Below are 22510 nucleotides of genomic sequence, written 5' to 3' on the forward strand. Positions count from 1 at the left end.
TAATACAAAAAGTAATACAAATAACCATGTGCAAAATCATTATTAATTTATAAATAAAATGAAATAACAAATAATAAAATATGCAAATTGTAGCAGATGTTGGGGGAATACCTGGTAAGGATTGTAATGGTTTTTGTAAATACTGTTACTTTAGAAAAGTAAAAAAAGTCAAAAGCTTTGGGTGTGCATATTGTCCACCTAATAAAATAGGTTGTGAAAGGTGCAGCAAAGGAGTTAGTGAAACACAAAGCGAATTTAAATCACCATTACAAGTTATGAATGAAGTGCGAAATTCGTTAATGATGAATATGCATGGAGGCAAAGTAACTGCAAATATAAGTGGTGGTGGAGATATTAGTTGTTATCCCCACCTTGAAACATTAACCTCAAATTTAAATCAAATATCAATCCCATCTGTTTTAAGTTATACTTGTGGAAAGGGTATAACAAATAGTGAAATTGCTTCAAAATTAATAAATAATGGAGTTGAAGAAGTTTCATTTACTATTTTCTCATCAGACCCTAAACTTAGAAAAGAATGGGTTAAAGATCAGCACCCTGAAGAAGCTCTTAAAGCATGCAAGATCTTTTGTGAAAATATTAAATTAACTGGTGCTGCCGTAATAATCCCAGGTGTTAATGATGGCGAAATATTACGTCAAACATGCAATATATTAGAAGAATGGGGTGCAAAAGGAATGCTTTTAATGAGATTTGCAAATACATTCAACGAAGGATTAATTCTTGGAAATGAACCAATTCTTAAAGGAATTGAATCGCAACCTGTTGAAGACTTTGCAGAGCTTGTTAGACAAATTAATAGCGAATATAGTTTTAGAGTGAGTGGAACCCCATTGTGTGACCCTGAAACCGGTGGGCCATTTGCAATAGCCAAAGATGAAAATGAAATATTCTTACAATTTATCAAACCAATTACAGGTGAAGCAACTATAATTACATCAAAAATTGCCGCACCATTTATTTCCAAAATATTCAATAAACTAGAAGTGGATAGTGTTAATGTAGTGGCAGTTGAAAAAGAAATAGCTTGTTTGATTACAAAAGAAGACCTGGAAAAACTTGATTTGAATGAAATAAAAGATGTTGCAATCATTCCTGGAAGATCTTTTGTTCATCAACTTGATGCAGAAAGAATCTTAAGTGCTGATGGTATTGAAAGACTTGTTGGTCGTGGCCCAGACACATTAAGTGTTGATGGGGAATTAAGTATTGATATGACTGATGAAAATGTCATAGAAACAGAACTAGAACAATTTAACGATTTAGCAGATGCCATTAATTTCTTTGGAATGAGAAGAATTTGAAAAAAATAGAAGTTAGTTAGAATTCTCAACAAGAGAACTTTCACTATTAATTTTTACTAAAATATAATCATACATGAATGATTTTTTTATCTCAGCAAGTTCAGATAATTTTTTATCATCAATAATAACATTACTTATTACATCTGCATAATCATCATAATTCAATTTTACACGAACACCATCTAATTGTGAAGTTACTGGAGCTGGAGAGAAAACATCTTTAATTTCTCTAACCTGATTTTCAATTGCATTTTTTACAACAATAGATGGAACTAATGGTGGATCAAGAGCCATTTCACGTTTTTTATCATTTAAAATTTTTTCACATGTTTCGACTAATTTATCCAATGCACGAACATCCGGTCCTCTTCTCAATCTTCTAGGAATTCTACCTAAACCACCCACATATGCATCTGCACCGGGAAGCTCTTCGACAGGAATATCCGGAGCGCCAGTTACAATCACCGGTATATCAATATCATCATATAAGAATGCTTTTTCTTTAATACAATTTTCAAAACTGCCTAACGAAAAAATAGCAATATCATGTTCATTAATTAAATCTTTTTCTTCTTCGGTGATTCCAGAAGTACCTTTACCATCACCTCTTGCAAGGCCTAACATGTTATCCTTTGCACCAAATTCACGCAAATATTCTGAAATGTCACATGCAGCATGAGGTAAATGGTGTCTTGCAAGTGTTGGTGAAACAATTGCTATTTCAGAACCTGCCATTGGAGCGATTGAAATTTTTGCTAAAAGTTCATTAGCTTTTTCTTCAACTTTATCCACATCTTCTAAAGGAACAGCCATGTTTAAAACTAATTCCATTTGTTGAATATTTTCCTGAAGAATAAATCCTCCTAAATCTTCAATTAATTCTTTAAATTCTTCGCTTTTGTGAACTCCACCAGTAAATGTTAATGTTTCATACATGTCAACAACTCTCAAAAATGCAATAAATATTACTAATAACTATATCATCATATATTATATTAAATTTTCTAATATGGAATATCTAATCTCAATTTTCTCAAAAGGATTTTTAGAAATATTATCATGAGACTGAATTTCAACTAAATTTTCACTTTCAACAACTTTATCTTTTAAATAATCCGGATAAACTACATATTTAAAATCAGTGAATACAATATTAAATCCCATATCTAAAAGGATATCCTTTAAAAAATTGGAATAGACTTTAACATTGATATCTCTTTTAAAATTAGAAGTTAAGTATTTTTTACATAATCTATAATCTTCAAAAAAGACCAGCACCTCTTCATCAGATAGTTCATTTTTAGTGATTTTAGAAACTTTTTTGATACTTTCAAAAACTTGTGAAGGAGTATTGATTTTAATAGTTAAACTATCCATTTTAACATTACTTTCTGATAATAAGATAGCCAAATCCCCTTTTTCATCATCAGGATTTTTATTTATAGAATAATCAGAAATACCTGCTAATTTAACAATTTCCTCACACATAGGTGTTGTAACTATTTTCATAATAATATTATATATTAATCTTTGATATAAATTAACTCATGAAAGTTACATTAAGTTTTGAAAAAAGTGAAAGTTCAGATGTCTCAATAATGGTTGATGCACTAAGAGCTAGTTCTACAATAACATTAGCTTTAAATAACTTCGAGAAAGTGATTCCATGTTTTACACCAGAAGAAGCATTTAAACTAAAAGAAAAACTTGGTGGGATTGTTGCAGGTGAACGTGATGGTAAAAAAATCAATGGATTTGACCTTGGAAATTCACCAGCCGATATAAAAGATTATACTAGTGATCACCTCATTTTAACAACAAGCAACGGTACTAGAATACTTGAAAACATGAAATCTACTGTTCTTATAGGATCAATTATAAATGCTTGTGAAGTAGCTAATAAAAGTATTGAAATCGCAAATAACCACATTGATGTTGTGATGGCAGGAGTTAAAGGAGAATTTGCAATAGAAGACTTTTTAGCAGCAGGTGAAATATTATACTGGATTTTACAGGAATTACCAGATTGTAATTTAAGTGAATATGCAAAAGCGGCAGTATTGGCAAGTAGAAATTATGAATCCTTAAAAGAATCATTTTTTAATTCTAGGTCTGGTAAACGATTAATCGAACTGGGCTATGAAAGTGATGTGGAACTTTGCAGTTTGAAAAATATCTCCAACAATGTCGCCATATATGAAAATCAAGAGTTAACATTATTAAAAGATTAAATTTATATATTCAAATTTAATAATAATATGATAACATAATTAACAAAGAAGTGTTTTTTTAATGAAAAGAGAATTATTAACAATAATTGGTACTGCTCATGTATCTGAAGAAAGTGTTAATGAAGTAAAGGATGCAATTTATGAACAACACCCAGATATTGTTGCTATCGAACTGGATAGGGGAAGATATGCAAAAATAAGAAATAAAATGCATGGTATCGAAGAAGATGACAATATTTCTGTTACTAGAATAATTAAAGAAAATAAAGTTGGATTATTTTTAGTAAGTACTCTTCTTGGATATTTCCAATCAAAAATTGGAGCAGAAGTCGATGTAGACCCAGGTTCCGAAATGATTGGTGCTATTGAAGCAAGCAAAGATTTAGGTATTCCAATTGCTCTTATTGATCGTGAAATAAATACCACCTTGCAAAGAGCATTGAATAAGATGGGATTTATGGAAAAAGCTAAATTTGCATATGGGCTAATCGCTTCAATATTAGGTTTTGATAATGACGAAGAGGAAATAGATATTGAAGAGCTAAAAAACTCCGAAAATATTGATGACATGATGGAAATGTTTAAAGATGAAGCCCCTAGTGTTTATGAAGTTCTTGTACACGAAAGAGATGCATACCTTGCAGGGAAAATAATGCAAATACCTTATGATAAAGTTATTGCAGTCGTTGGAGCAGGACATAAACCTGGAATTGAAAAATACTTGGATAACCCAGAAACATTGCCTGATTTAAAGGAACTAGAAATCATAAATGATAAAAAAGGAATCCCTTGGCTTAAAATATTTCTGGCATTGATACCTATATTATTTGTTGTGATATTTTTTCTGGCATATTTTAATGGGATAAATATTACTGGAAATATTTATGAATTTATAGTCATTAGTGTAATAATGGGTTTTATTGGATCAATTCTTTCAGGTTCCAAAATACAATCAGCAATTGTTGGTGGTATCGTGGCGCCATTAACTATTATCCACCCATTACTTGCCGCAGGATGGTTTTCAGGGCTAACTGAAGCAAAATACAGAAAAGTAAAACAAAGTGATATTAAAAATCTAGTTAAAATTGAAGGGTTTAAAGATTTATGGAACAATAATATATTTAGAATATTGCTTGTAGTTATTGGAACAAATTTGGGAGTTAGTATAGCTACATTAGTAATTTTACCATCAAAAGTTTTCATTCCATTATTCATGAAAATATTTGGTGGATGAAAGAAAGTTTTTATATATTAAACTAATTATATTATTATTACTATTAATTTTAGGAAAAAAATCATGTATTTTATATTTCGTTGTGACTGTGGACGTGCACTTTATGCAAAAGAAGGAGTAGCAACACGCAAATGTGTTTGTGGTAAAACTATAAAAGTAAAATCCAGACGCATATTTCAAAAAGTAGCTACAAGAGAAGAAGCATCACTTGCCGTTCAAGAAATGCAAGATAAAATATATGGAAACACTGGATTTATGAAAGCCAGTGATTTATAATAGTGTATGGTTTGTTAAAATGATTGGAACGACACTCAAAATAGTTATAATTATAATACTAATTATTCTTACTGGATATTTATCAATGGCCGAACTTGCTGTTGTATCTATAAGAAAAGCAAAAATGCAAAAATACTTAGAAGATGGAAATAAAAATGCACAAATTGTTTTTGATTTATTAGAAGATCCAAATGAATTTTTATCCACAGTTCAAATTGGAATTTCACTTATTGGTGTTTTAACTGGTGCATTTGGTGGAATAACACTTGCAGAACCTTTAGCTAAAATAATCTATTTCATACCATATAGTGACATGATTAGTGTGGTGTTGGTTGTTCTTGTAACTACATACTTAACATTAGTAATAGGGGAAATTGTACCTAAAGTCATTGCTCTAAACGACCCTGAAAAAGTTTCTCTTAAAGTTGCTAAAAGCATGGTAATTCTTTCTAAAATTTCAAAACCCGCTAGTTTTGTTCTTGCAAAGTCAAGTAGTTTTCTTCTATGGGTATTGAGAATCGAAAACAAAAATGATGAAATAGTTACCGAAGAAGAAATAGAATTAATGATTAAAGAAGGAAGGGAAGACGGAACTATTGAAAAAGAAGAAGAAGACATTATAAAAAGAGTTTTCAAACTTGACGATAAAAAAGTTGAAAGCATAATGACTCCACGTAATGAGATTATTTGGATTAACCTTGAAGATAGTAGGGACATCAACAAAATAAAAATTGTTGAAAGTAAAAGATCTATTTTTCCAATAGCAAAAGGAGAATTAGATGATTTTATTGGAGTTGTGCAAGCAAAAGACATTCTTTCAGTGATGTTTAGTGAAGAAGAATTTGATATCAATACTATAATAAAAGAACCTTTGGTTGTATCCGAACACCTAGAAACCTTAGAATTATTAAAAGAATTCAAAGAAAACCAAGGATATGTACATATGTCTCTTGTAATCGATGAATTCGGAAGTGTTGAAGGTTTAATAACATTAAACGATTTGCTTGAAGGTATTGTAGGAGATATTCCTGGAATTGATGAAGAAGATGAACCTGAAGCAATTAAAAGAGAAGATGGAACTTGGTTAATTGATGGAAGATACCCTATTGATAAATTTAAAAAACTATTTAAATTTGAAGATCCATTACCTGATGAAGAGGAAGACAATTATACTACTCTTGCAGGATTTATCCTCAGCATCAGTGGAACAATCCCTGATGAAGAAGATAAATATGAATGTGGAAGATTCATATTTGAAATTATTGATATTGATGGCCACCAAATTGATAAAGTTCTTGTAACTGATTTAGGACCACAAGAAGATATTGAAGAGGAATAAAATGGATAGCGGAATAATTATTCAAGTTGTATTATTAATTGTAGGGTTTGTATTTTTAATTAAAGGATCGGATATTTTTGTTGATGGTTCAAGCAGCATTGCATCACTTCTAAAAGTACCGACAATAATTGTTGGTTTAACTATTGTGGCATTTGGAACAAGTGCTCCCGAAGCAGCCGTTTCAATAATATCTTCAATTAATGGAAATAATGCAATGGCAGTTAGCAATATCATTGGAAGTAACATATTCAATATATTAATCATCATAGGTGTTGGTACATTACTTGGCGATTTATTAATGGAAAAAAATGTTTTAAACAGAGATTTGCCTATCCTAATAGGAGTTACATTGCTATTAACTGCATTTATCATTATTGGATGGAACATATCCACTATTGAAGGAATAATTTTACTTGCAATTATTGTTGTTTATGTATTTTCACTTATTCATTCTTCAAAAAAAGATAGTCATGCACATGATGTAGATAAACCAAAATTAAGCACTAAAAAGAGCATATCCTTTATCATTATCGGACTGGTGGGAATTATTCTTGGTGGAGATTTAGTTGTAAAAAGTGCTTCAACTATTGCAATCTCCTTTGGAATGAGTGAAACATTAGTAGGATTGACCATTGTAGCAATCGGTACATCATTACCTGAACTTGTAACTTCACTTACTGCTTTAAAAAAAGGAGAAAATCAATTAGTTATAGGTAATGTAATTGGATCAAATATTTTCAACATGTTATTTGTTTTAGGTGCAAGTAGTGCAATAAGTGAAATACCACTCGATTCAAGTTTACTTGTTGATGTCATGTTTATGATATTTATTACATTATTATGTTTCATATTTGGTAAAACACAAGAAAAATATGACAAAAAAGAAGGTATTATATTCATAGCATTATTTATTGCATATATGGCTTTCGCAATCCTGAGAAATTAATTCTTTTAGTTCGCAAGCCTTGCAAATATTAGATGAAGTTGGCTCACCACATAATTCACATTCATTAAGGTTTGCAGATATATCATTTTCAAAAGTTAATATCTTTTGGAAAGATTCCATCACATTATTTTTAACACCAGGATATTTATCTTCACTAACATTTAAAAATTCTTTAATTTTAGCTCTTAGAGACAAATGAGAATACGGACATTCATCTAAATGTATATTAATATCATTAATTATAGCCCACATTCCAACTTCTTTTTCAGGTGTGTTCCATAATGGTTTTATTCTCGGAACCAATTTTGGATGTATAACATCAAGTTCAGGCCCAAATTTTGAGAATTTAATTGTATCCCCTCGTGCAAAACTCATTAAAAAAGATTGTATTTCATCATCTAAATTGTGCCCAGTAGCTATTTTAACTGCACCTATCTCATATGCAGTTTTATTTAAAATATTTCTTCTAAAAACGCCACATGGAATGCATGCACTTTTAAAGTCTTGATAGATATCATCTAATGCGAATCCCTCTTCCTCTTTAAATGATTTTTGAATTAATTCAATGCCCAACTCATTAGCATTACTAACAGCAGAATCAATGCCATGTTGCCTGTAACCTTCAATTCCTTCATCCACACTAATAGCTACTAAATCAAAATCCAATTGATTTTGATAATTTTTTAGTGCATGTAAAGTTAATACACTATCCTTACCACCGGACAATGCAACAGCAATTAATTCCCCTTCCCTAATCAATTCATAGTCATGAATTAATGTATTAATCCTTGTAAAAATATAATCATTAAATTCATCTTTGTTTAATTTAGACATTACTAAATTGATTTATAGAAAGATAAATAAATAATTTTAGTAGGTGAAAAAATGATAACATGTGATTTTGCAATATTGCCTGTCGGAACCGAAACTACTGAATGTAAAGAGTATGTGACTGCAGCAGTCCAATCTATAAAAGATTCTGGACTTAGCTACCAATTAACCGGAATGGGAACACAAATTGAAGCAGATGATTTAGAAGAACTTTACACTGCAATAGCTAAAGCACAGGAAGCAATTTTCAAACTTGGAATTGGTAGAGTGTATACAGTTATAAAAGTAGATGATAGAAGAGACCTTGAAAATAGAACTTTAGATGCTAAAGTAAGTACAGTAGAGGAAATGTTAAAATAAATAAAAAAAGAAAATTAGCAATTAAGCTAATTTTTCTGAAGCCATTTTAACAGCTTCAATAACTAAATCTAAATCTTCTTTTGTTAAAGATGGATGAACTGGAAGAGAAATAACACTATTTGCAGCAAGTTCTGCTCTTGGACAATTGCCAGTGATTCCTAATGATTTATAAATTGGTTGATTATATAATGGAATTGGATAATGGATTCCAGTTCCAACACCACATTCATTAATAATATCTACCCAATCATCCCTATTTCCTTCAACTCTGATAGTGTATTGATGATATACATGTTTTGAGTCATATGCACAATACGGAGTGATAATTCCATCAACATCTTTTAAACCTTCATTTAGATATGCTGCATTTTTAATTCTTTTATCATTAAATCCATCAATTTTATCTAATTGAGCAAGACCAATAGCTGCGGAAATATCAGTCATTCTGAAGTTATAACCTACTTCATCGTGATGATATCTTACGCTTGCACCATGAGCTCTGAATATTTTAGCATTTTCAGCCAATTCTTCATCATCAGTTGTTATTATTCCACCTTCAGAAGTTGTCATATTTTTAGTAGGGTAAAAACTAAAACATGACATATCCCCTAAACTGCCCACCTTCCTACCATTACAGGTTGCACCATGAGCTTGTGCGGCATCCTCAATGACCATTAAACCATGTTTTTCTGCAATATCATTGATTTTATCCATATTTGCAGATTGTCCATATAACTGAACTGGTAAAATAGCCTTTGTATGTTCAGTTATTAATGCTTCAATAGACTCAGGATTCATAGTATATGTTTTTAAGTCAATGTCTGCAAAAACCGGTTTTGCACCAGTGTATAAAATTGAATTTCCGGTTGCAATAAATGTAAATGGAGTTGTAATTACTTCATCCCCTTCACCAATACCACAAGAGAGCAATGCAACATGCAATGCAGCAGTTCCGGAGTTAACAGCAATACCATACTTAGCTCCAACCCAATCAGCAAATTTTTGCTCAAATTCAGCAACTCTTGGTCCTTGAGCAATCATTCCAGATTTTAAAACTTCAACCACATTTTCTATTTCTTCTTCTCCAATTATTGGTTTTGCAATAGGAACTTTAATGTTTGACACCATAATCACCAATTAATATAAATTAAAATTATCTATACTAATCTTTAAATCTAATAATATTTAAAACATTACTTAATAAAATAAAACAATTTAAGAGTGAGAATTAATGGAAGAATATAAAATCAAAACTATTGAAGAAGGATTAACAAAAATTGAATTTCCAGAATTTGATAAGGTATCTTCTGATGCTCCAGTTTTTTACAATCCCCATATGGAATTAAATAGGGATTTATCAATACTTGCAATACAAGTATTCCAAAAAGAACAAAAAAGAGAAATAAATATTTGTGATTTATTTGGAGGAAGTGGAATACGAGGCATCCGTTATAAGAATGAAATTGACGGAGTAGGTGAAATTTCCATTAATGATATAAGTGAGACAGCAAATCATTACGAAAAACACAACATAAAATTAAACAATTTAGAAGATATTGAAGTATACCAACATGATGCAAGTATGTTTTTAAGAATGAAACGTGGAGAATTTGATGTAATTGATATTGATCCGTTTGGAACACCATCCCCATTTCTTGATTCATCCGGTTATTGTGCTAAAAGAAATTCCCTATTATGTGTTACAGCAACAGATACATCTGCCCTATGTGGAACCTATAAAGAACCGTGTATACGTAAATATAATGCAAAACCCTACAAAAGTGAATACTGTCATGAAACAGGAATTAGAATATTAGCAGGTTTTGTTGCACTAACTCTTTCAAAATATGCAAAATGCATTGATGTAAAAATGTCTCATAGTACTGAACATTACATGAGATTATACCTTGAAATTAAAAAAGGTTCAAAAAGAACAGATGAAACATTGAACAATATTGGTTATATTAGCCATTGTAAAAATTGTCTTCACAGACAAACAAGTAATGGCCTAGCTAGTTCTATTGATGCAATTTGTCCAGTTTGTGGTGAAAAACTAATTCATGCAGGCCCTTTATGGTTAGGCCCTATCCAAAATGGAGAATTTATTCAAAAAATGATTGAAGAAACTGAAAATAAAAAAATCAATAGTGAAAAAGAAGCTTTGAAATTATTAAATAAATGTCATGATGAAGCTAATGCTCCGGCAACATTCTTTGATATTCACCTCATCTGCAAAACATTAAAGATTAGTGCTCCAAAGTTCGACTTGATTTTAGATGAACTTAAAAAAGAAGGATTTATAGCAGTGAAAACCCATTTTAAACCATTAGGTATGAAAACAGATGCATCTATTGAGAATATTAAAAACATTCTTATCCAATTACAAAGTAAAATTTAAAAAATATAATATAATGAACTATATTTTTATAAGAAATACTAAAAAAATAAATAAATATTATTAATTTTTAAAAAAAATAAATAAAAAATAAAAAATATATTATAAAGTTTTAAATATCATGAAAAATATATTATGAATGATAAGGTTGATTAAAATAAATTAACCAATTTTATATTAAATAAAATAAGAGGTATATAACAATGGTAAAAACAAAGGATAATGTTATCAAGTTAGATGATACTGATATCAAAATTTTAAAAATAATCAATGAGGATGTGAGAACTTCATATAGACAAATTTCACGTAGCTTAGATGTATCAGTAGGAACAGTTCATAACCGTATTGATAAAATGGTAAAATCTGGAGTTATTAAAAAATTCTCACCAGTTATTGATCATGAAAAATTAGGTTTCGTTTTAACCACCATTATCGGAGTAAGAGTAAAAGGTGGAAAACTCAAAAATTGGGAAGAAAAAACCTTTTTTAACAAAAATGTAGTTGGAATCTATGACGTTACTGGAGAATACGATGCATTCTTAATTGCAAAATTCAGAAACACAAACGAATTAAACGGATTTATTAAAGAATTGCTAAAAGATCCGATCATAGAAAGAACTTATACACAAACTGTTTTAGATGTTATTAAAGAAGATATGGGATCTTCAAACATTTTATAAATTACTTTTGAAAGATAGTTTCTACTTAATATAAAAATTTTCAAATTTTTTTAATATATTTATTTTATTGTAAATTTGTAAAATAAAACTACAATTCTAATGAAAATATAACTAAAAACAACCAAATTTCGTTAAACTATATAAATAAAAAACACAATACAATATAATATTAGAAATAAAACTTAGAGGTTATGAAATTGGCAGTATGCTTACCCGATACTCAAGACGATGCTCCAAGTATACCTATAAAATTAACTAGAGTAGGTGTTACAGGAGTTAAAAAATTATTACAATTAGATAGAACAAATAAAAGACCAATAATTTTATTACCTACATTTGATGCATTTGTAGACTTGCCAAATGATCAAAAAGGAGTACACATGTCTAGAAACCCGGAAGCTATTAGTGAAGTACTTGAAAGTGTTGCTAAAGATCCAACTGTAGACATTGAATCATTATGTGCAAAAATTGTTGAAAAAATGATGACCAAACATGAATATGCAAAACGTGTTGAAATTTCAATGACAACAGACTACATGTTTATGAAAGAGTCACCTGTTACCAAAAATAAAACTCAGGAAATGAGTAAATTAATAGCAAAAGCTATTGGATTTAGAGATGAAAAGGGAAACATTAAAATCAGAAAAAGCGTTGGTGCAGAAGTTATTGGAATGACTGTTTGTCCATGTGCACAAGAATCTGTAAGAGAATCTGATAAAAATAAATTATTAGAATTCTTAGATGAAGAGACTACACAAAAAGTTTTAGATACTGTTACTTTTGCTTCACATAACCAAAGAGGCATTGGAACATTATTAATTGAAGTTCCAGAAGATAAAAAAGTTAAAGCGGAAGACCTTATAGACATTATCGAAAGTTCAATGAGTTCGCCTGTTTGTGAATTACTCAAAAGACCTGATGAAAATGCAACTGTTATGAATGCACATAGAAAACCTGTTTTTGTTGAAGATTGTGTTAGAAATATGATGGAAAAAATTGCTAATAAATATGCTAATTTGCCAGATGACACATTAATCACAGCACGTCAGGAAAATCAAGAAAGTATCCATAGACATAATGCATATGCTGAAAAAGTAACTACAATGGGCGAATTAAAATCTGAACTAGATATCTAATAGGATCTGATTTAATGAAAAAAAGTTATGAAATTGCAGGACAAGTAATGGGATTTTTTGAATCATTTAAAGGTTCAAGACCTGCAATTAACAATGATAGAATACTCATTGTTAGAGGAAGATCAAGGAAAATCATTCCAATAAATGAATTTGACTCCAAACTTAGTGAAATCGGAGAAATTCTTGGAGGGACCGAATTAAATGCAAGCTCTGAAAAGATTTCTGAAATATTGCAGTATGGAGACAAAAACATCCAAAAAAGTGAAGGAAATACTACCTCTATTGATGAACATGGATTTACCAGAATGAAAGATGAACTTGAATCAATGGGGCTTGTAGTTGCATATAAAGTGTTTGAACTCTTAGGCTTTGATGTGGTAATTGCCATATGGGAAGATAGAAACGAACTACCTCCATTATATGTGGAAGTGACTGTTTCAGAACATGAAGATTAAAATGCAAAATAAATTAAACAAAGAAGATATTCTCCATATTTTAAATGCAACAGATAATGAAATAATCAATTATATGTTAAAAACTGTTCAATATAGGGAGAATCACCTTATTACTTATTCTAAAAATGTATTCATACCATTAACTGAAATTTGCAGAAATGACTGTGGATACTGTAATTTTAAAAAAAAATCTGACGATCCTGAAGCTATAATTCTTAAAACAAAACAGGAAGTTTTGGAAAGTTTGAAAGAAGCTGAGAAATATGGTTGTAAAGAAGCTCTTTTTACTTTTGGTGAAGATGCTGATAAAGAAGAAGTTGTTAAACTCAAATTAGCCGAGTATGGCTATGAAAAAATGATAGACTACATCATAGACATATGTCAAATGACTTTAGATGAAACAAGTCTACTGCCACATACAAATGGTGGAAACTTTAGTTTTGATGATTTGAAAAGATTAAAAGAAGTCAATGCATCTCTAGGATTAATGCTTGAGAACACATCAAATAGATTAATGGAATTGCCTGCACATAATAAAAGTCCTGGAAAAAATCCGAAATTAAGACTTGAAACCATATCAAATGCTGGAAAACTTAAAATTCCATATACTACGGGAATATTAATTGGAATTGGAGAAACAAAAGAAGAAATTGCCGAATCGTTAATTGCAATTAGAGATTTGTATGACAAATATGGACATATTCAAGAAGTAATTATCCAAAATTTCACACCAATACCTGGAATTGAAATGGAAAATTGGCCAGAACCAAGTTTTTTAGATATGATTAAGACTGTAATTGCAGGAACTCTTTTATTTGGAGATACTGATGTAAGTATTCAAGTTCCCCCTAACTTAAACAATGAAACTGCACAAATATTCTTATTATGTGGTGCTGATGATTGGGGTGGAGTTTCACCAGTAAGTCGGGATTATGTGAATATCACATCTCCATGGCCAGGGATTAATGAACTTAAAAAATTAACAATTGATGCAGGTTTTAAATTAACTGAAAGATTATGTATTTATGAAAAATACATTAATAGCGAATGGTTAAATGATAATTTATTAAAAAAAGCATCTAATTTATCAAAGCATCAATAACAACATGCTCTACTCCAGGAGCATATCTTTTTATTTTATTTATTTTTAATAATTCAACATCCCTATTTCCGGCTTGAGCTTTAATTCTTTCTATGGGCCGGGTATTTATTAATTTTTCTGGAACTGTTTCATGATAATGAAGAATTCCTCCTTTATTTAGACTATCAATAGCTATTTTTAAATAATGATGAGTTGTTTTTACATATCCCATTAAAATCCTATCCGCCTTAAATTTAGGAGTTTTCATCATACAATCTCCTAAAATAGGAGTTACATTAGTTAATTTATTTAATCTAATATTTTCACATAAAAAATGATAAGAATTTGGATTTATTTCAATTGGAATAATTTTTTTTGGATTTGAGTGAACACCAATGGGAATGGAGAAATAGCCAATACCTGCAAACATGTCAAGTACGGTTTCATCATCATCAACTAACTTAGCAATTCTTAATCTTTCATTATTATTACCTTTAGACCACATTACTTTACTTAAATCTAATTTAAATAAACAACCATTTTCCCTGTGTATTGTTTCAGTTTCTTCCCCATAAAGAATTTTATAAATTGGTTCTCTTTTAGTTCCTTGAATATGGTCAATTTTCATTATAGTTTTTACATTATGCTTCCTAGATAATTCATCAAAATTATTATCTGAGTATTTATTATCTAAAATTAAAATATCACCAATTTTTTTATATTTCATTTTAGTCACCTTTAGAAAGAAAAGTTTATATATTCTAATTGAATAATATAGTATTGTTAGTTTATACTAATTATTGATTCTGATTTTAAATAAAATTAATACAGTCGTGTTAATTTATTTTGTTATATTAACCTATGAGTAGTTGAAATAAGATATTTTAAATACTTAAATGAGGTGTATTTAAATGAAAGATAAAATCGTAGAAGGTACAACAACCGTCGGAATTACTTGTAAAGATGGGATTGTATTCGCAACTGAAAGAAGAGCAACTATGGGAAATTTAGTAGCTCACAAAGTAGCAGAAAAAATATTTAAAATTGATGATCACATTGCAACAACCATTGCAGGTTCTGTTGGAGATGCGCAAAGTTTAATGAAAGTAATTGGTGCAGAAACCTCATTATATCAAATGAGAAACAATGATGAGATTAGTGTTAAAGCCGCAGCATCATTAACTGCAAACATTTTACGTTCAGGACCAATGTATGTTCAAATATTACTTGGAGGTATGGATGAAGATGAACCATCCATTTATTCATTAGATCCTGCTGGCGGTATGATTAAAGATAATTACATTTCAACTGGATCAGGATCCATCGTGGCTTACGGTGTTCTTGAAGACAGATTTAGAGATGATTTATCAGTTGATGAAGGACTTGAATTAGCTATAAGAGCTATCAGAGCTGCTGCCGAACGTGACACTTATTCTGGAAACGGATTTTTAGTCGCTAAAGTAGATAAAGACGGCTTTGAAATGTTAGATAATGAAAAAGTAAAAGAGATTTTGGATAAAATATAAGCAAAACTAATTTTTCATAACTAACTATTTTTTTATATAAAATGTGTATATAGTTTATGAAATTTAACTAATTATGGCTTAAAGCTTTTCATAAACTATTCTAATACACTAACTTTTTTTGAAGGGATTATATGGCTTCAGATATTTTAGAAGATATTAAAAAAGAGATTTTGCAAAAACTACCTAATAAGATTCAGGTTTCAAAAGTAGAATTCGAAGGACCTGAAGTAGTAGTTTATACCAAAAATCCAGAAATAATAACAGAAAATGGTGACTTAATAAGATCACTTGCAAAAGAACTTAGAAAAAGAATAATTATCAGATCAGATAAAAGCGCATTACTTGATAATGAATCAACAATAAATAAAATTCATGAAATTGTTCCAGACGGAGCTGAAATTACTGATATTTATTTTGATACTGTAACTGGAGAAGTAGTTATTACTGCTAAAAAACCAGGCCTCGTTATTGGAAAATATGGTGTCACTTCTAGAAATATTGTTAAAAATACCGGATGGGCTCCTAAAATATTAAGAACCCCACCAATAAGTTCAGACATTATTGGAAAAATTAGAACTATTCAAAAAAATAGTAGTAAAGACAGAAAAAAATTATTACAACGTCTTGGACGTCAAATTCACCAAGGAAGCAAATACCCAAATGACTGGGCACGAGTTACTTCAATGGGCGGATTTAAAGAAGTTGGACGTTCATCCATGCTCTTACAAACACCAAACAGTCGTGTTCTATTAGATTGTGGAGTAAACGTTGCTGCATCAGATAATAAAAATGCATTCCCTTATTTGAATGCGCCAGAATTTTCAATTGAAGAATTAGATGCAGTCATCATATCTCATGCTCACTTAGACCATTGCGGATTTGTACCTTACTTATTCCATTACGGATATGATGGACCAGTGTACTGTACAACCCCAACTAGAGATTTAACCACTCTTTTACAATTTGATCATCTGGATATTGCTCACAGAGAAGGTAACCCTTTACCATTTACATCAAAGCATGTAAAACAAGCAATTAAAAATACAATAACATTAGATTATGGTGAAGTGACTGACATCTCACCAGACATAAGATTAACATTGCATAATGCAGGACATATCTTAGGTTCAGCAATCTCCCATATGCACATTGGAGACGGAGCTCATAATTTAGTATATACTGGAGATTTTAAATACGAACCATCCAGATTACTTGAACCTGCAACCATACGTTTCCCACGTGCTGAAACAGTAATTATGGAAAGCACATATGGTGGAAAAGAAGATATTCAACCTTCCAGAAATAATGCTGAAAAAGAAATGATGAAAACAATCTATAAAACTCTTAAACGTGGTGGAAAAGTATTAGTTCCAGTATTTGCCGTAGGAAGAGCACAGGAACTTATGGTAGTTTTAGAAGAATACATGAGACATGGATTAATCGAAGAAGTGCCGATTTACATTGACGGAATGATTTGGGAAGCAACAGCAATTCACACAGCAAGACCAGAATACTTAAGTAAAGACTTAAGAGACCAAATTTTCCATATGGGCAGAAATCCATTTGTTTCAGACATGTTTAATAAAGTTCAAAACCATGACCAAAGAAAAGAAATTGTTGAAAGTCAAGACCCCGCAATTATCTTATCCACATCAGGTATGTTAACTGGAGGTAATTCAGTAGAATACTTCAAATGGTTATGTGAAGATGAAAGAAACACTTTAATCTTTGTAGGATATCAGTCCGAAGGTTCAATGGGTAGGAGAGTTCAAAAAGGTTGGAAAGAAATTCCACTTGAAGATGATGATGGGAAAACTAGAATTTTCAATGTTGAAATGGAAATTAAAACAATTAACGGATTCAGTGGTCATTCTAACAGAAGACAATTAATGGAATACGTTAAAAGACTTAATCCAAGACCTGAAAAGGTTATCACTTGTCATGGAGATCCATATAAAACTGTGGATCTTGCATCTTCAATACATAGAAGTTACAAGATTGAGACAAAAACTCCAATTAACTTAGATTGTGTAAGAATACATTAATAATAAATAAATACTAATTAGAACAAATGTTATTATGATATATGTTGTTTAACTACAACATTATTTATTTTTAAAACAATAGGTGTTAAAATGGTTACATATTCAGAATCAGGTGTTGATATTGATTTAGAAGCAATTACTGTTTCAAAATTAGCAGATAAACTCAAATCAACATTAGAATGTAGAGATATTATTACAGACAGTGGTCATTATGCAGCTTTAGTAAAATTAGGAGATAAAGCTATTGCAATGAGTACTGATGGTGTTGGAAGTAAAATTTTAATCGCAGAAATGATGAACAAATATGATACCGTAGGTATTGATTGTATTGCTATGGTTGTTAATGACATTTTATGTGTTGGGGCAGAACCAATAGCTTTAGTAGATTATCTTGCTGTTGAAAAACCAGATCCTGAAAGAGCAGCAGAAATTGCTGAAGGTCTTGTTAAAGGTGCTAATGAATCAAAAATTGCAATTATTGGTGGAGAAACAGCATCTCTTCCAGGAATCATTAAAGACTTTGATTTGGCAGGAACTGGTATTGGATTTGTAGACATTGATAAAATTATTACTGGTGAAAGTATACAGCCAGGAAATGTTTTAATTGGTATCAACAGTAATGGTATTCATTCTAACGGATACAGTTTAGCTAGAAATGCAATTTTTGATAAAGGGGGATTTTCTGTTGATGACAAAATGCCTAATGGTGAAACAACCATTGGTGAAGAATTAATTAGGCCGACTGAATTATATGTAAAACCTATTGTTGCTCTATTCAAAAAAGAATACAATATTAATGGTCTTGCTCATATTACTGGAGGGGGTTTCACTAACCTTAGACGTTTGAAAAAAGGTGTAGGATATGAGATCAACAGCCTTCCAGAAGTTCCAGAAATATTCAAACTTATTTACGAACAAGGAGTAGACATCAAAGAGATGTATAAAGTTTTCAACATGGGTGTCGGTTTTGTTGTTATCTGTGATGAAGAAGAAGCGGGAAAAATTATGAGTACTTTAGATGAATATTGTAACTGTCAAATCATTGGTAAAGTGACTGATGATGAAACAATCAAAGTTAAATCATTTGAAGGCAGTGAACTTGAATACTAATTTAAATTGAGTTGATATGATGAAAATAATGATGGATAATGAGACAGCTCTTGTAAAAGAAATATTAAAGGAATTAGGAGCTAGTAAAGAAGATCAGGAATTAGTTGCAGAAGCTACAGTTGATGCAGATTTAAAAGGATTCACATCACACGGACTCGGCAGATTCCCACAATACCTTATTAGTATTAAAGCCGGAACAATTAACCTAGATGAAAATATTACAATCGAAAAAGAAACTCCTGCAATGGCATTGATTAACGGTAACAGCGGATTTGGACAAGCAGTATCCTACAAAGCCATGCAAATCGCAATTAAAAAAGCAAAAGAAATGGGTATTGCATGTGTTGGTGTCCACAATACTAACCACTTTGGAGTTACTGGATTTTACAGTGACTTGGCTTTAAGAGAAAACTGTATTGGACTTGTAATCGCAAACACTGATCCGGCTATTGCTCCTATAGGAGGTAAAGTACCATTAATAGGAACTAACCCTATTGCTTTAGGTATTCCATCTGACAGTTACATTACTGTAGATATGGCAACATCAGTTACTGCACGTGGAAAAATACTTGAATCCAAAAGAAAAGGATTGGATTTGCCAGATGGATGGGCATTAGATGCAAATGGAAATCCAACTAATGACCCCGAAGAAGCATTGAAAGGATCAATTTTACCATTCGGTGGATTTAAAGGATATGCATTATCCTTATTGATTGAAATATTAACCGGACCATTAGTACAGGCAGGATATGGTCATGAAGTAACTGGTACCGCATCACCTGATAAAAATTGTACAAAAGGAGACTTATATATTGTAATCGATCCTTCCAAATTTGGTGACTTTGATGAGTTTAAAGCAAACACCGAAGACTTTATATCTCAAGTAAGATCTACTGGTGAAAATATCCCAGTGCCCGGTGATTTAGAAGTTAAAAGAGTCAAAGAAGCCGAAACTAATGGAATATCCATTGATGAAAAATTATACGAACAATTAAAAAGAATTTGTGACGATTTGAATATCGATTTAGATTCTTACCTAGAAGAATAGTATCATTCTTCATTTTCTTTTTTTATAAAAATCACGATGATGAATATTCACACTTCGATTGATGCAAATTAAATTAAATTTTAATTTATAACGTTTAAAATAAAAATGATTATATAATAAAAATGTACAAATGTATAAGTGCATATAAAATTAAAATTATTAATATTAAAAATATGACTAATTTTACGAAAAATGATTCATTTAAGGAGGAAAATAAAGTTATGAAACTTAAAGACTCTTATATCTTATTAATAGCAATGGCAATATTCCTATTAATGAGTATAGGATCTGTTTGTGCTAGTGAAATATCTGCAGATGATACCATAGGACTAGCTGATGACGGATCTGATGTGGTTATGGATGACAAACCAATTGAACCGTCCAATCCAACAACACCACATAAAGTGGATACAATGATTGTTTCTAGCGATACTGTATCAATAAATGAAAAAGAAAAAATAAAATCAATTGATTTAACTGTAAACGATACCAATAAATCTAAAGTCATTGCTGGAATTACAGTTAAAAATTTAACAGTTAAAGAAGGAACAAAAACAATAAAATTTGATTATAATAATTCGAAAGTCATTATTAAAGACGCATTAGTTCTTGGTAAACATGATTTACTTGTTAGCTATTTAGGTAATGAAAATTACACTAATTCTTCAAAAAACATTGTTTTAACAATTTTTGGAAATTATACAATCCAAGCACCAACTTCAGTTGATGTAAACAGTACCAAAATTGTTGAAGTGCCTATCAATGTTACAAATGGTATCGATCCAAAAGAACTTGTAAAAGATGATTTTAATGTTACATTAACATATAAAGATGGAAATATCACTAAAGCAATTAATATAACTGATTTTAGAATTATAAATAATACAATAATATTCAATTATCCATTATCAAGGAATATTACTACCTCAACAATAACCCTTGTTTATACTGCTAATGAAACTGTTAAATCAAAAAATGTTACAATAAACAGAATTTACAATGTTAAAATTGAAGGGATTAATACTAAAAATCAATACAAAAATGGTAATTTTACATTTAGATTAACCGATATTGATAATGCAACTGAAAATTTAACTGGTTTTAAATTAAACTTACTTATTGGTAAAAATGTTATAAACCAGATTACAGGAACTGCTGACAAAAATGGTATTGTAAACTTTAAAACAAGCAAGATATTCGGATATGATTTCAATAACAATACAATTGTAATTAAATACTTAAATGTTGGCAATAACACTGTTGAATTGAAAAGTGGCGACAATGTGAAATTAACAACAAATAAAGTTAATTTAACTATTGAAAAAGCAAAAATCAACATTACTATTGATAAATACAACGAACAATATGGAAGTAACAAAAATTTAACCATTACTGTTATAAATGCAGATAATGGGGAACCTGTGCCAGGAATCATTCTACATTTAAACATGCCTCAAACCGCCGGCAAAAACTATTACATTCAGACTGACACAAATGGAATAGGCATAATATCTGTTAAAGGATTAATTCCTGGAAAGTACAATTTAACTGTAAGCAACAATGACACTGTAAATATTATAAATAATAAGGCAAGCAGTAAAATTATTATTACACCAAAACCAGTTACAATAAAGATTACATCTGGTTTAACTATTAATTATAACACTGGAAATACTGCAGCCATCAAAGTTACTGATAAAAAAGGTAAAGGAGTGTCTGGAGCATATGTTCTTGTCCAATTATATACTGGTTCAAAATCAGCAAATTATCTTTTCCAAACTGACAAATATGGAAATATTAAATTTAAAGCACCGCTTTCAGTTGGGAAACATAAAATTGTTGTGAGTGGTGCAGTAGGATACAGTTCAAGCAAAGTTACCAAATATATTAAAGTTAAAAAAGCTACTGCAAAAATCAGTGCGCCAAAAGTAACCGCATACTACAAACAAGGAAAATACTTTACAATAAAGTTAATTAACACTAAAAAAAGCAATGCACCGATTTATGCTGCAAAAGTTGACATCCGAGTATACATTTCAAATTACAAATACTACAAATTTAATGGAAAAACCGGAGTGGACGGTAAATTAAAATTATCAATTGATTTAAAACCGAAAACTTATAAAGTTGAAGTTAGAGGTGCAGATTCCAAAAATTATGCTGCTTCAAAAGTAGTATCCAAAATAGTAGTTGTTAAAGCTCCAACTAAATTATATCCTGCAAAATTAACTGCTAAAAAAGGAACAAATAAATACTTTAAAGTTACTGTAAAAAACACAAAAACCAAAAAAGTTATTCCTGGCGTTAAAGTAAAGATCAAAGTTTATACTGGTAAAAAATTCAAAACTTATACTGTAAAAACTAATTCAAAAGGAATTGCACAATTTAATGTAAAATCATTGAGTGTTGGAAAACATAAAGCTATTGTAAGTTCTGCAAACAAATATTGCATTGCTAAATCAGCTAAAAACTACATAAAAATAACTAAATAA

22 protein-coding genes are annotated in these 22510 nt (G+C 30.2%); 17 read left to right on the forward strand and 5 right to left on the reverse strand.

Features of this window, described 5'->3' with window-relative positions; all coding sequences use genetic code 11:
• Window positions 1-80: 80 nt before the first annotated feature.
• Window positions 81-1325 (forward strand): methyl coenzyme M reductase-arginine methyltransferase Mmp10, encoded by a 1245-nt coding sequence (mmp10, locus tag EDC42_RS00795; protein ID WP_069575664.1) that lies wholly within the window; start codon window positions 81-83, stop codon window positions 1323-1325.
• A gap of 12 nt (window positions 1326-1337) precedes the next feature.
• Here mmp10 and EDC42_RS00800 read toward each other — a convergent pair whose 3' ends face one another.
• Together EDC42_RS00800 and EDC42_RS00805 are read right to left on the reverse strand one after the other, a co-directional pair.
• Window positions 1338-2261: a methanogenesis marker 7 protein gene (locus EDC42_RS00800; protein ID WP_069575665.1), complete on the reverse strand. Its 924-nt coding sequence runs from the start codon at window positions 2259-2261 to the stop codon at window positions 1338-1340.
• 54 nt (window positions 2262-2315) lie between these two features.
• Window positions 2316-2834: a hypothetical protein gene (locus tag EDC42_RS00805; RefSeq protein WP_069575666.1), complete on the reverse strand. Its 519-nt coding sequence runs from the start codon at window positions 2832-2834 to the stop codon at window positions 2316-2318.
• Between the two features lie 38 nt (window positions 2835-2872).
• On the opposite strand from EDC42_RS00805, the gene comB reads away from it, so the two are divergent.
• The 5 genes from comB to EDC42_RS00830 all read left to right on the forward strand — a co-directional run bounded on the left by comB (window position 2873) and on the right by EDC42_RS00830 (window position 7351).
• A complete protein-coding gene (gene comB / locus EDC42_RS00810) occupies window positions 2873-3556 on the forward strand; it encodes a 2-phosphosulfolactate phosphatase (protein WP_069575667.1) in 684 nt (227 codons plus the stop codon).
• A gap of 61 nt (window positions 3557-3617) precedes the next feature.
• The gene (locus tag EDC42_RS00815; RefSeq protein ID WP_069575668.1) at window positions 3618-4790 is read left to right on the forward strand and encodes a TraB/GumN family protein; all 1173 of its coding nucleotides are present in this window, start codon (window positions 3618-3620) and stop codon (window positions 4788-4790) included.
• 63 nt (window positions 4791-4853) lie between these two features.
• Entirely contained in the window at window positions 4854-5066 is a 213-nt protein-coding gene (locus EDC42_RS00820; RefSeq protein ID WP_069575669.1) for a DUF1922 domain-containing protein, read from the forward strand.
• Between the two features lie 19 nt (window positions 5067-5085).
• Window positions 5086-6405: a hemolysin family protein gene (locus EDC42_RS00825; RefSeq protein ID WP_069575670.1), complete on the forward strand. Its 1320-nt coding sequence runs from the start codon at window positions 5086-5088 to the stop codon at window positions 6403-6405.
• A 1-nt stretch (window position 6406) separates the two neighbouring features.
• Window positions 6407-7351, forward strand: a complete 945-nt coding sequence (locus EDC42_RS00830) for a calcium/sodium antiporter (protein ID WP_069575671.1) — start codon at window positions 6407-6409, stop codon at window positions 7349-7351.
• On the opposite strand, the gene EDC42_RS00835 is transcribed toward EDC42_RS00830, so the two are convergent.
• Window positions 7310-8185 carry a TIGR00269 family protein gene (locus EDC42_RS00835; protein ID WP_069575672.1) on the reverse strand — a complete coding sequence of 292 codons (876 nt, stop codon included), beginning with the start codon at window positions 8183-8185 and terminating at the stop codon, window positions 7310-7312. The two genes, EDC42_RS00830 and EDC42_RS00835, sit on opposite strands and share 42 nt — an antisense overlap.
• Window positions 8186-8236: 51 nt before the next feature.
• On the opposite strand from EDC42_RS00835, the gene EDC42_RS00840 reads away from it, so the two are divergent.
• Window positions 8237-8542 (forward strand): MTH1187 family thiamine-binding protein, encoded by a 306-nt coding sequence (locus tag EDC42_RS00840; protein ID WP_069575673.1) that lies wholly within the window; start codon window positions 8237-8239, stop codon window positions 8540-8542.
• A 21-nt stretch (window positions 8543-8563) separates the two neighbouring features.
• Here EDC42_RS00840 and EDC42_RS00845 read toward each other — a convergent pair whose 3' ends face one another.
• Window positions 8564-9667 carry a DegT/DnrJ/EryC1/StrS family aminotransferase gene (locus EDC42_RS00845; protein ID WP_083234910.1) on the reverse strand — a complete coding sequence of 368 codons (1104 nt, stop codon included), beginning with the start codon at window positions 9665-9667 and terminating at the stop codon, window positions 8564-8566.
• 106 nt (window positions 9668-9773) lie between these two features.
• On the opposite strand from EDC42_RS00845, the gene EDC42_RS00850 reads away from it, so the two are divergent.
• From EDC42_RS00850 to cofG, 5 genes are all read left to right on the forward strand, one after another.
• On the forward strand, window positions 9774-10940 hold the full coding sequence (locus EDC42_RS00850) for a tRNA (guanine(10)-N(2))-dimethyltransferase (protein WP_069575675.1): 1167 nt from the start codon (window positions 9774-9776) through the stop codon (window positions 10938-10940).
• Window positions 10941-11140: 200 nt separating this feature from the next.
• Window positions 11141-11617, forward strand: a complete 477-nt coding sequence (locus EDC42_RS00855) for an Lrp/AsnC family transcriptional regulator (protein WP_069575676.1) — start codon at window positions 11141-11143, stop codon at window positions 11615-11617.
• Between the two features lie 197 nt (window positions 11618-11814).
• On the forward strand, window positions 11815-12753 hold the full coding sequence (gene mptA, locus EDC42_RS00860) for a GTP cyclohydrolase MptA (protein WP_069575677.1): 939 nt from the start codon (window positions 11815-11817) through the stop codon (window positions 12751-12753).
• Between the two features lie 14 nt (window positions 12754-12767).
• Complete coding sequence (locus EDC42_RS00865; RefSeq protein WP_069575678.1) at window positions 12768-13208, forward strand: DUF2120 family protein; 441 nt, start codon at window positions 12768-12770, stop codon at window positions 13206-13208.
• A gap of 1 nt (window position 13209) precedes the next feature.
• Window positions 13210-14310, forward strand: a complete 1101-nt coding sequence (gene cofG / locus EDC42_RS00870) for a 7,8-didemethyl-8-hydroxy-5-deazariboflavin synthase subunit CofG (protein WP_069575738.1) — start codon at window positions 13210-13212, stop codon at window positions 14308-14310.
• Here cofG and EDC42_RS00875 read toward each other — a convergent pair.
• A complete protein-coding gene (locus tag EDC42_RS00875; protein ID WP_069575679.1) occupies window positions 14288-15016 on the reverse strand; it encodes a class I SAM-dependent methyltransferase in 729 nt (242 codons plus the stop codon). The genes cofG and EDC42_RS00875 overlap by 23 nt on opposite strands.
• 184 nt (window positions 15017-15200) lie before the next feature.
• Between EDC42_RS00875 and psmB the strand changes: the two genes are divergently transcribed.
• The 5 genes from psmB (at window position 15201) to EDC42_RS00900 (ending at window position 22510) form a co-directional block, all read left to right on the forward strand.
• A complete protein-coding gene (psmB, locus tag EDC42_RS00880; RefSeq protein WP_069575680.1) occupies window positions 15201-15815 on the forward strand; it encodes an archaeal proteasome endopeptidase complex subunit beta in 615 nt (204 codons plus the stop codon).
• 131 nt (window positions 15816-15946) lie between these two features.
• Window positions 15947-17860 carry a beta-CASP ribonuclease aCPSF1 gene (locus EDC42_RS00885; RefSeq protein WP_069575681.1) on the forward strand — a complete coding sequence of 638 codons (1914 nt, stop codon included), beginning with the start codon at window positions 15947-15949 and terminating at the stop codon, window positions 17858-17860.
• Window positions 17861-17950: 90 nt separating this feature from the next.
• Window positions 17951-18970, forward strand: a complete 1020-nt coding sequence (gene purM / locus EDC42_RS00890; RefSeq protein ID WP_069575682.1) for a phosphoribosylformylglycinamidine cyclo-ligase — start codon at window positions 17951-17953, stop codon at window positions 18968-18970.
• A gap of 19 nt (window positions 18971-18989) precedes the next feature.
• Entirely contained in the window at window positions 18990-20018 is a 1029-nt protein-coding gene (gene comC, locus EDC42_RS00895; RefSeq protein WP_069575683.1) for an L-sulfolactate dehydrogenase, read from the forward strand.
• A gap of 221 nt (window positions 20019-20239) precedes the next feature.
• Window positions 20240-22510 carry a peptidase associated/transthyretin-like domain-containing protein gene (locus tag EDC42_RS00900; protein WP_069575684.1) on the forward strand — a complete coding sequence of 757 codons (2271 nt, stop codon included), beginning with the start codon at window positions 20240-20242 and terminating at the stop codon, window positions 22508-22510.

The sequence above is a fragment of the Methanobrevibacter gottschalkii DSM 11977 genome (assembly GCF_003814835.1).
GTDB lineage: Archaea > Methanobacteriota > Methanobacteria > Methanobacteriales > Methanobacteriaceae > Methanocatella > Methanocatella gottschalkii.

What these genes read in the sequence shown, in the direction of transcription:
- mmp10 (WP_069575664.1), top strand. Translation starts at nt 81, where the DNA reads ATGCAAATTGTAGCAGATGTTGGGGGAATACCTGGTAAGGATTGTAAT.
- EDC42_RS00800 (WP_069575665.1), bottom strand. Translation starts at nt 2,261, where the DNA reads ATGTATGAAACATTAACATTTACTGGTGGAGTTCACAAAAGCGAAGAA.
- EDC42_RS00805 (WP_069575666.1), bottom strand. Translation starts at nt 2,834, where the DNA reads ATGAAAATAGTTACAACACCTATGTGTGAGGAAATTGTTAAATTAGCA.
- comB (WP_069575667.1), top strand. Translation starts at nt 2,873, where the DNA reads ATGAAAGTTACATTAAGTTTTGAAAAAAGTGAAAGTTCAGATGTCTCA.
- EDC42_RS00815 (WP_069575668.1), top strand. Translation starts at nt 3,618, where the DNA reads ATGAAAAGAGAATTATTAACAATAATTGGTACTGCTCATGTATCTGAA.
- EDC42_RS00820 (WP_069575669.1), top strand. Translation starts at nt 4,854, where the DNA reads ATGTATTTTATATTTCGTTGTGACTGTGGACGTGCACTTTATGCAAAA.
- EDC42_RS00825 (WP_069575670.1), top strand. Translation starts at nt 5,086, where the DNA reads ATGATTGGAACGACACTCAAAATAGTTATAATTATAATACTAATTATT.
- EDC42_RS00830 (WP_069575671.1), top strand. Translation starts at nt 6,407, where the DNA reads ATGGATAGCGGAATAATTATTCAAGTTGTATTATTAATTGTAGGGTTT.
- EDC42_RS00835 (WP_069575672.1), bottom strand. Translation starts at nt 8,185, where the DNA reads ATGTCTAAATTAAACAAAGATGAATTTAATGATTATATTTTTACAAGG.
- EDC42_RS00840 (WP_069575673.1), top strand. Translation starts at nt 8,237, where the DNA reads ATGATAACATGTGATTTTGCAATATTGCCTGTCGGAACCGAAACTACT.
- EDC42_RS00850 (WP_069575675.1), top strand. Translation starts at nt 9,774, where the DNA reads ATGGAAGAATATAAAATCAAAACTATTGAAGAAGGATTAACAAAAATT.
- EDC42_RS00855 (WP_069575676.1), top strand. Translation starts at nt 11,141, where the DNA reads ATGGTAAAAACAAAGGATAATGTTATCAAGTTAGATGATACTGATATC.
- EDC42_RS00865 (WP_069575678.1), top strand. Translation starts at nt 12,768, where the DNA reads ATGAAAAAAAGTTATGAAATTGCAGGACAAGTAATGGGATTTTTTGAA.
- cofG (WP_069575738.1), top strand. Translation starts at nt 13,210, where the DNA reads ATGCAAAATAAATTAAACAAAGAAGATATTCTCCATATTTTAAATGCA.
- EDC42_RS00875 (WP_069575679.1), bottom strand. Translation starts at nt 15,016, where the DNA reads ATGAAATATAAAAAAATTGGTGATATTTTAATTTTAGATAATAAATAC.
- psmB (WP_069575680.1), top strand. Translation starts at nt 15,201, where the DNA reads ATGAAAGATAAAATCGTAGAAGGTACAACAACCGTCGGAATTACTTGT.
- EDC42_RS00885 (WP_069575681.1), top strand. Translation starts at nt 15,947, where the DNA reads ATGGCTTCAGATATTTTAGAAGATATTAAAAAAGAGATTTTGCAAAAA.
- purM (WP_069575682.1), top strand. Translation starts at nt 17,951, where the DNA reads ATGGTTACATATTCAGAATCAGGTGTTGATATTGATTTAGAAGCAATT.
- comC (WP_069575683.1), top strand. Translation starts at nt 18,990, where the DNA reads ATGAAAATAATGATGGATAATGAGACAGCTCTTGTAAAAGAAATATTA.
- EDC42_RS00900 (WP_069575684.1), top strand. Translation starts at nt 20,240, where the DNA reads ATGAAACTTAAAGACTCTTATATCTTATTAATAGCAATGGCAATATTC.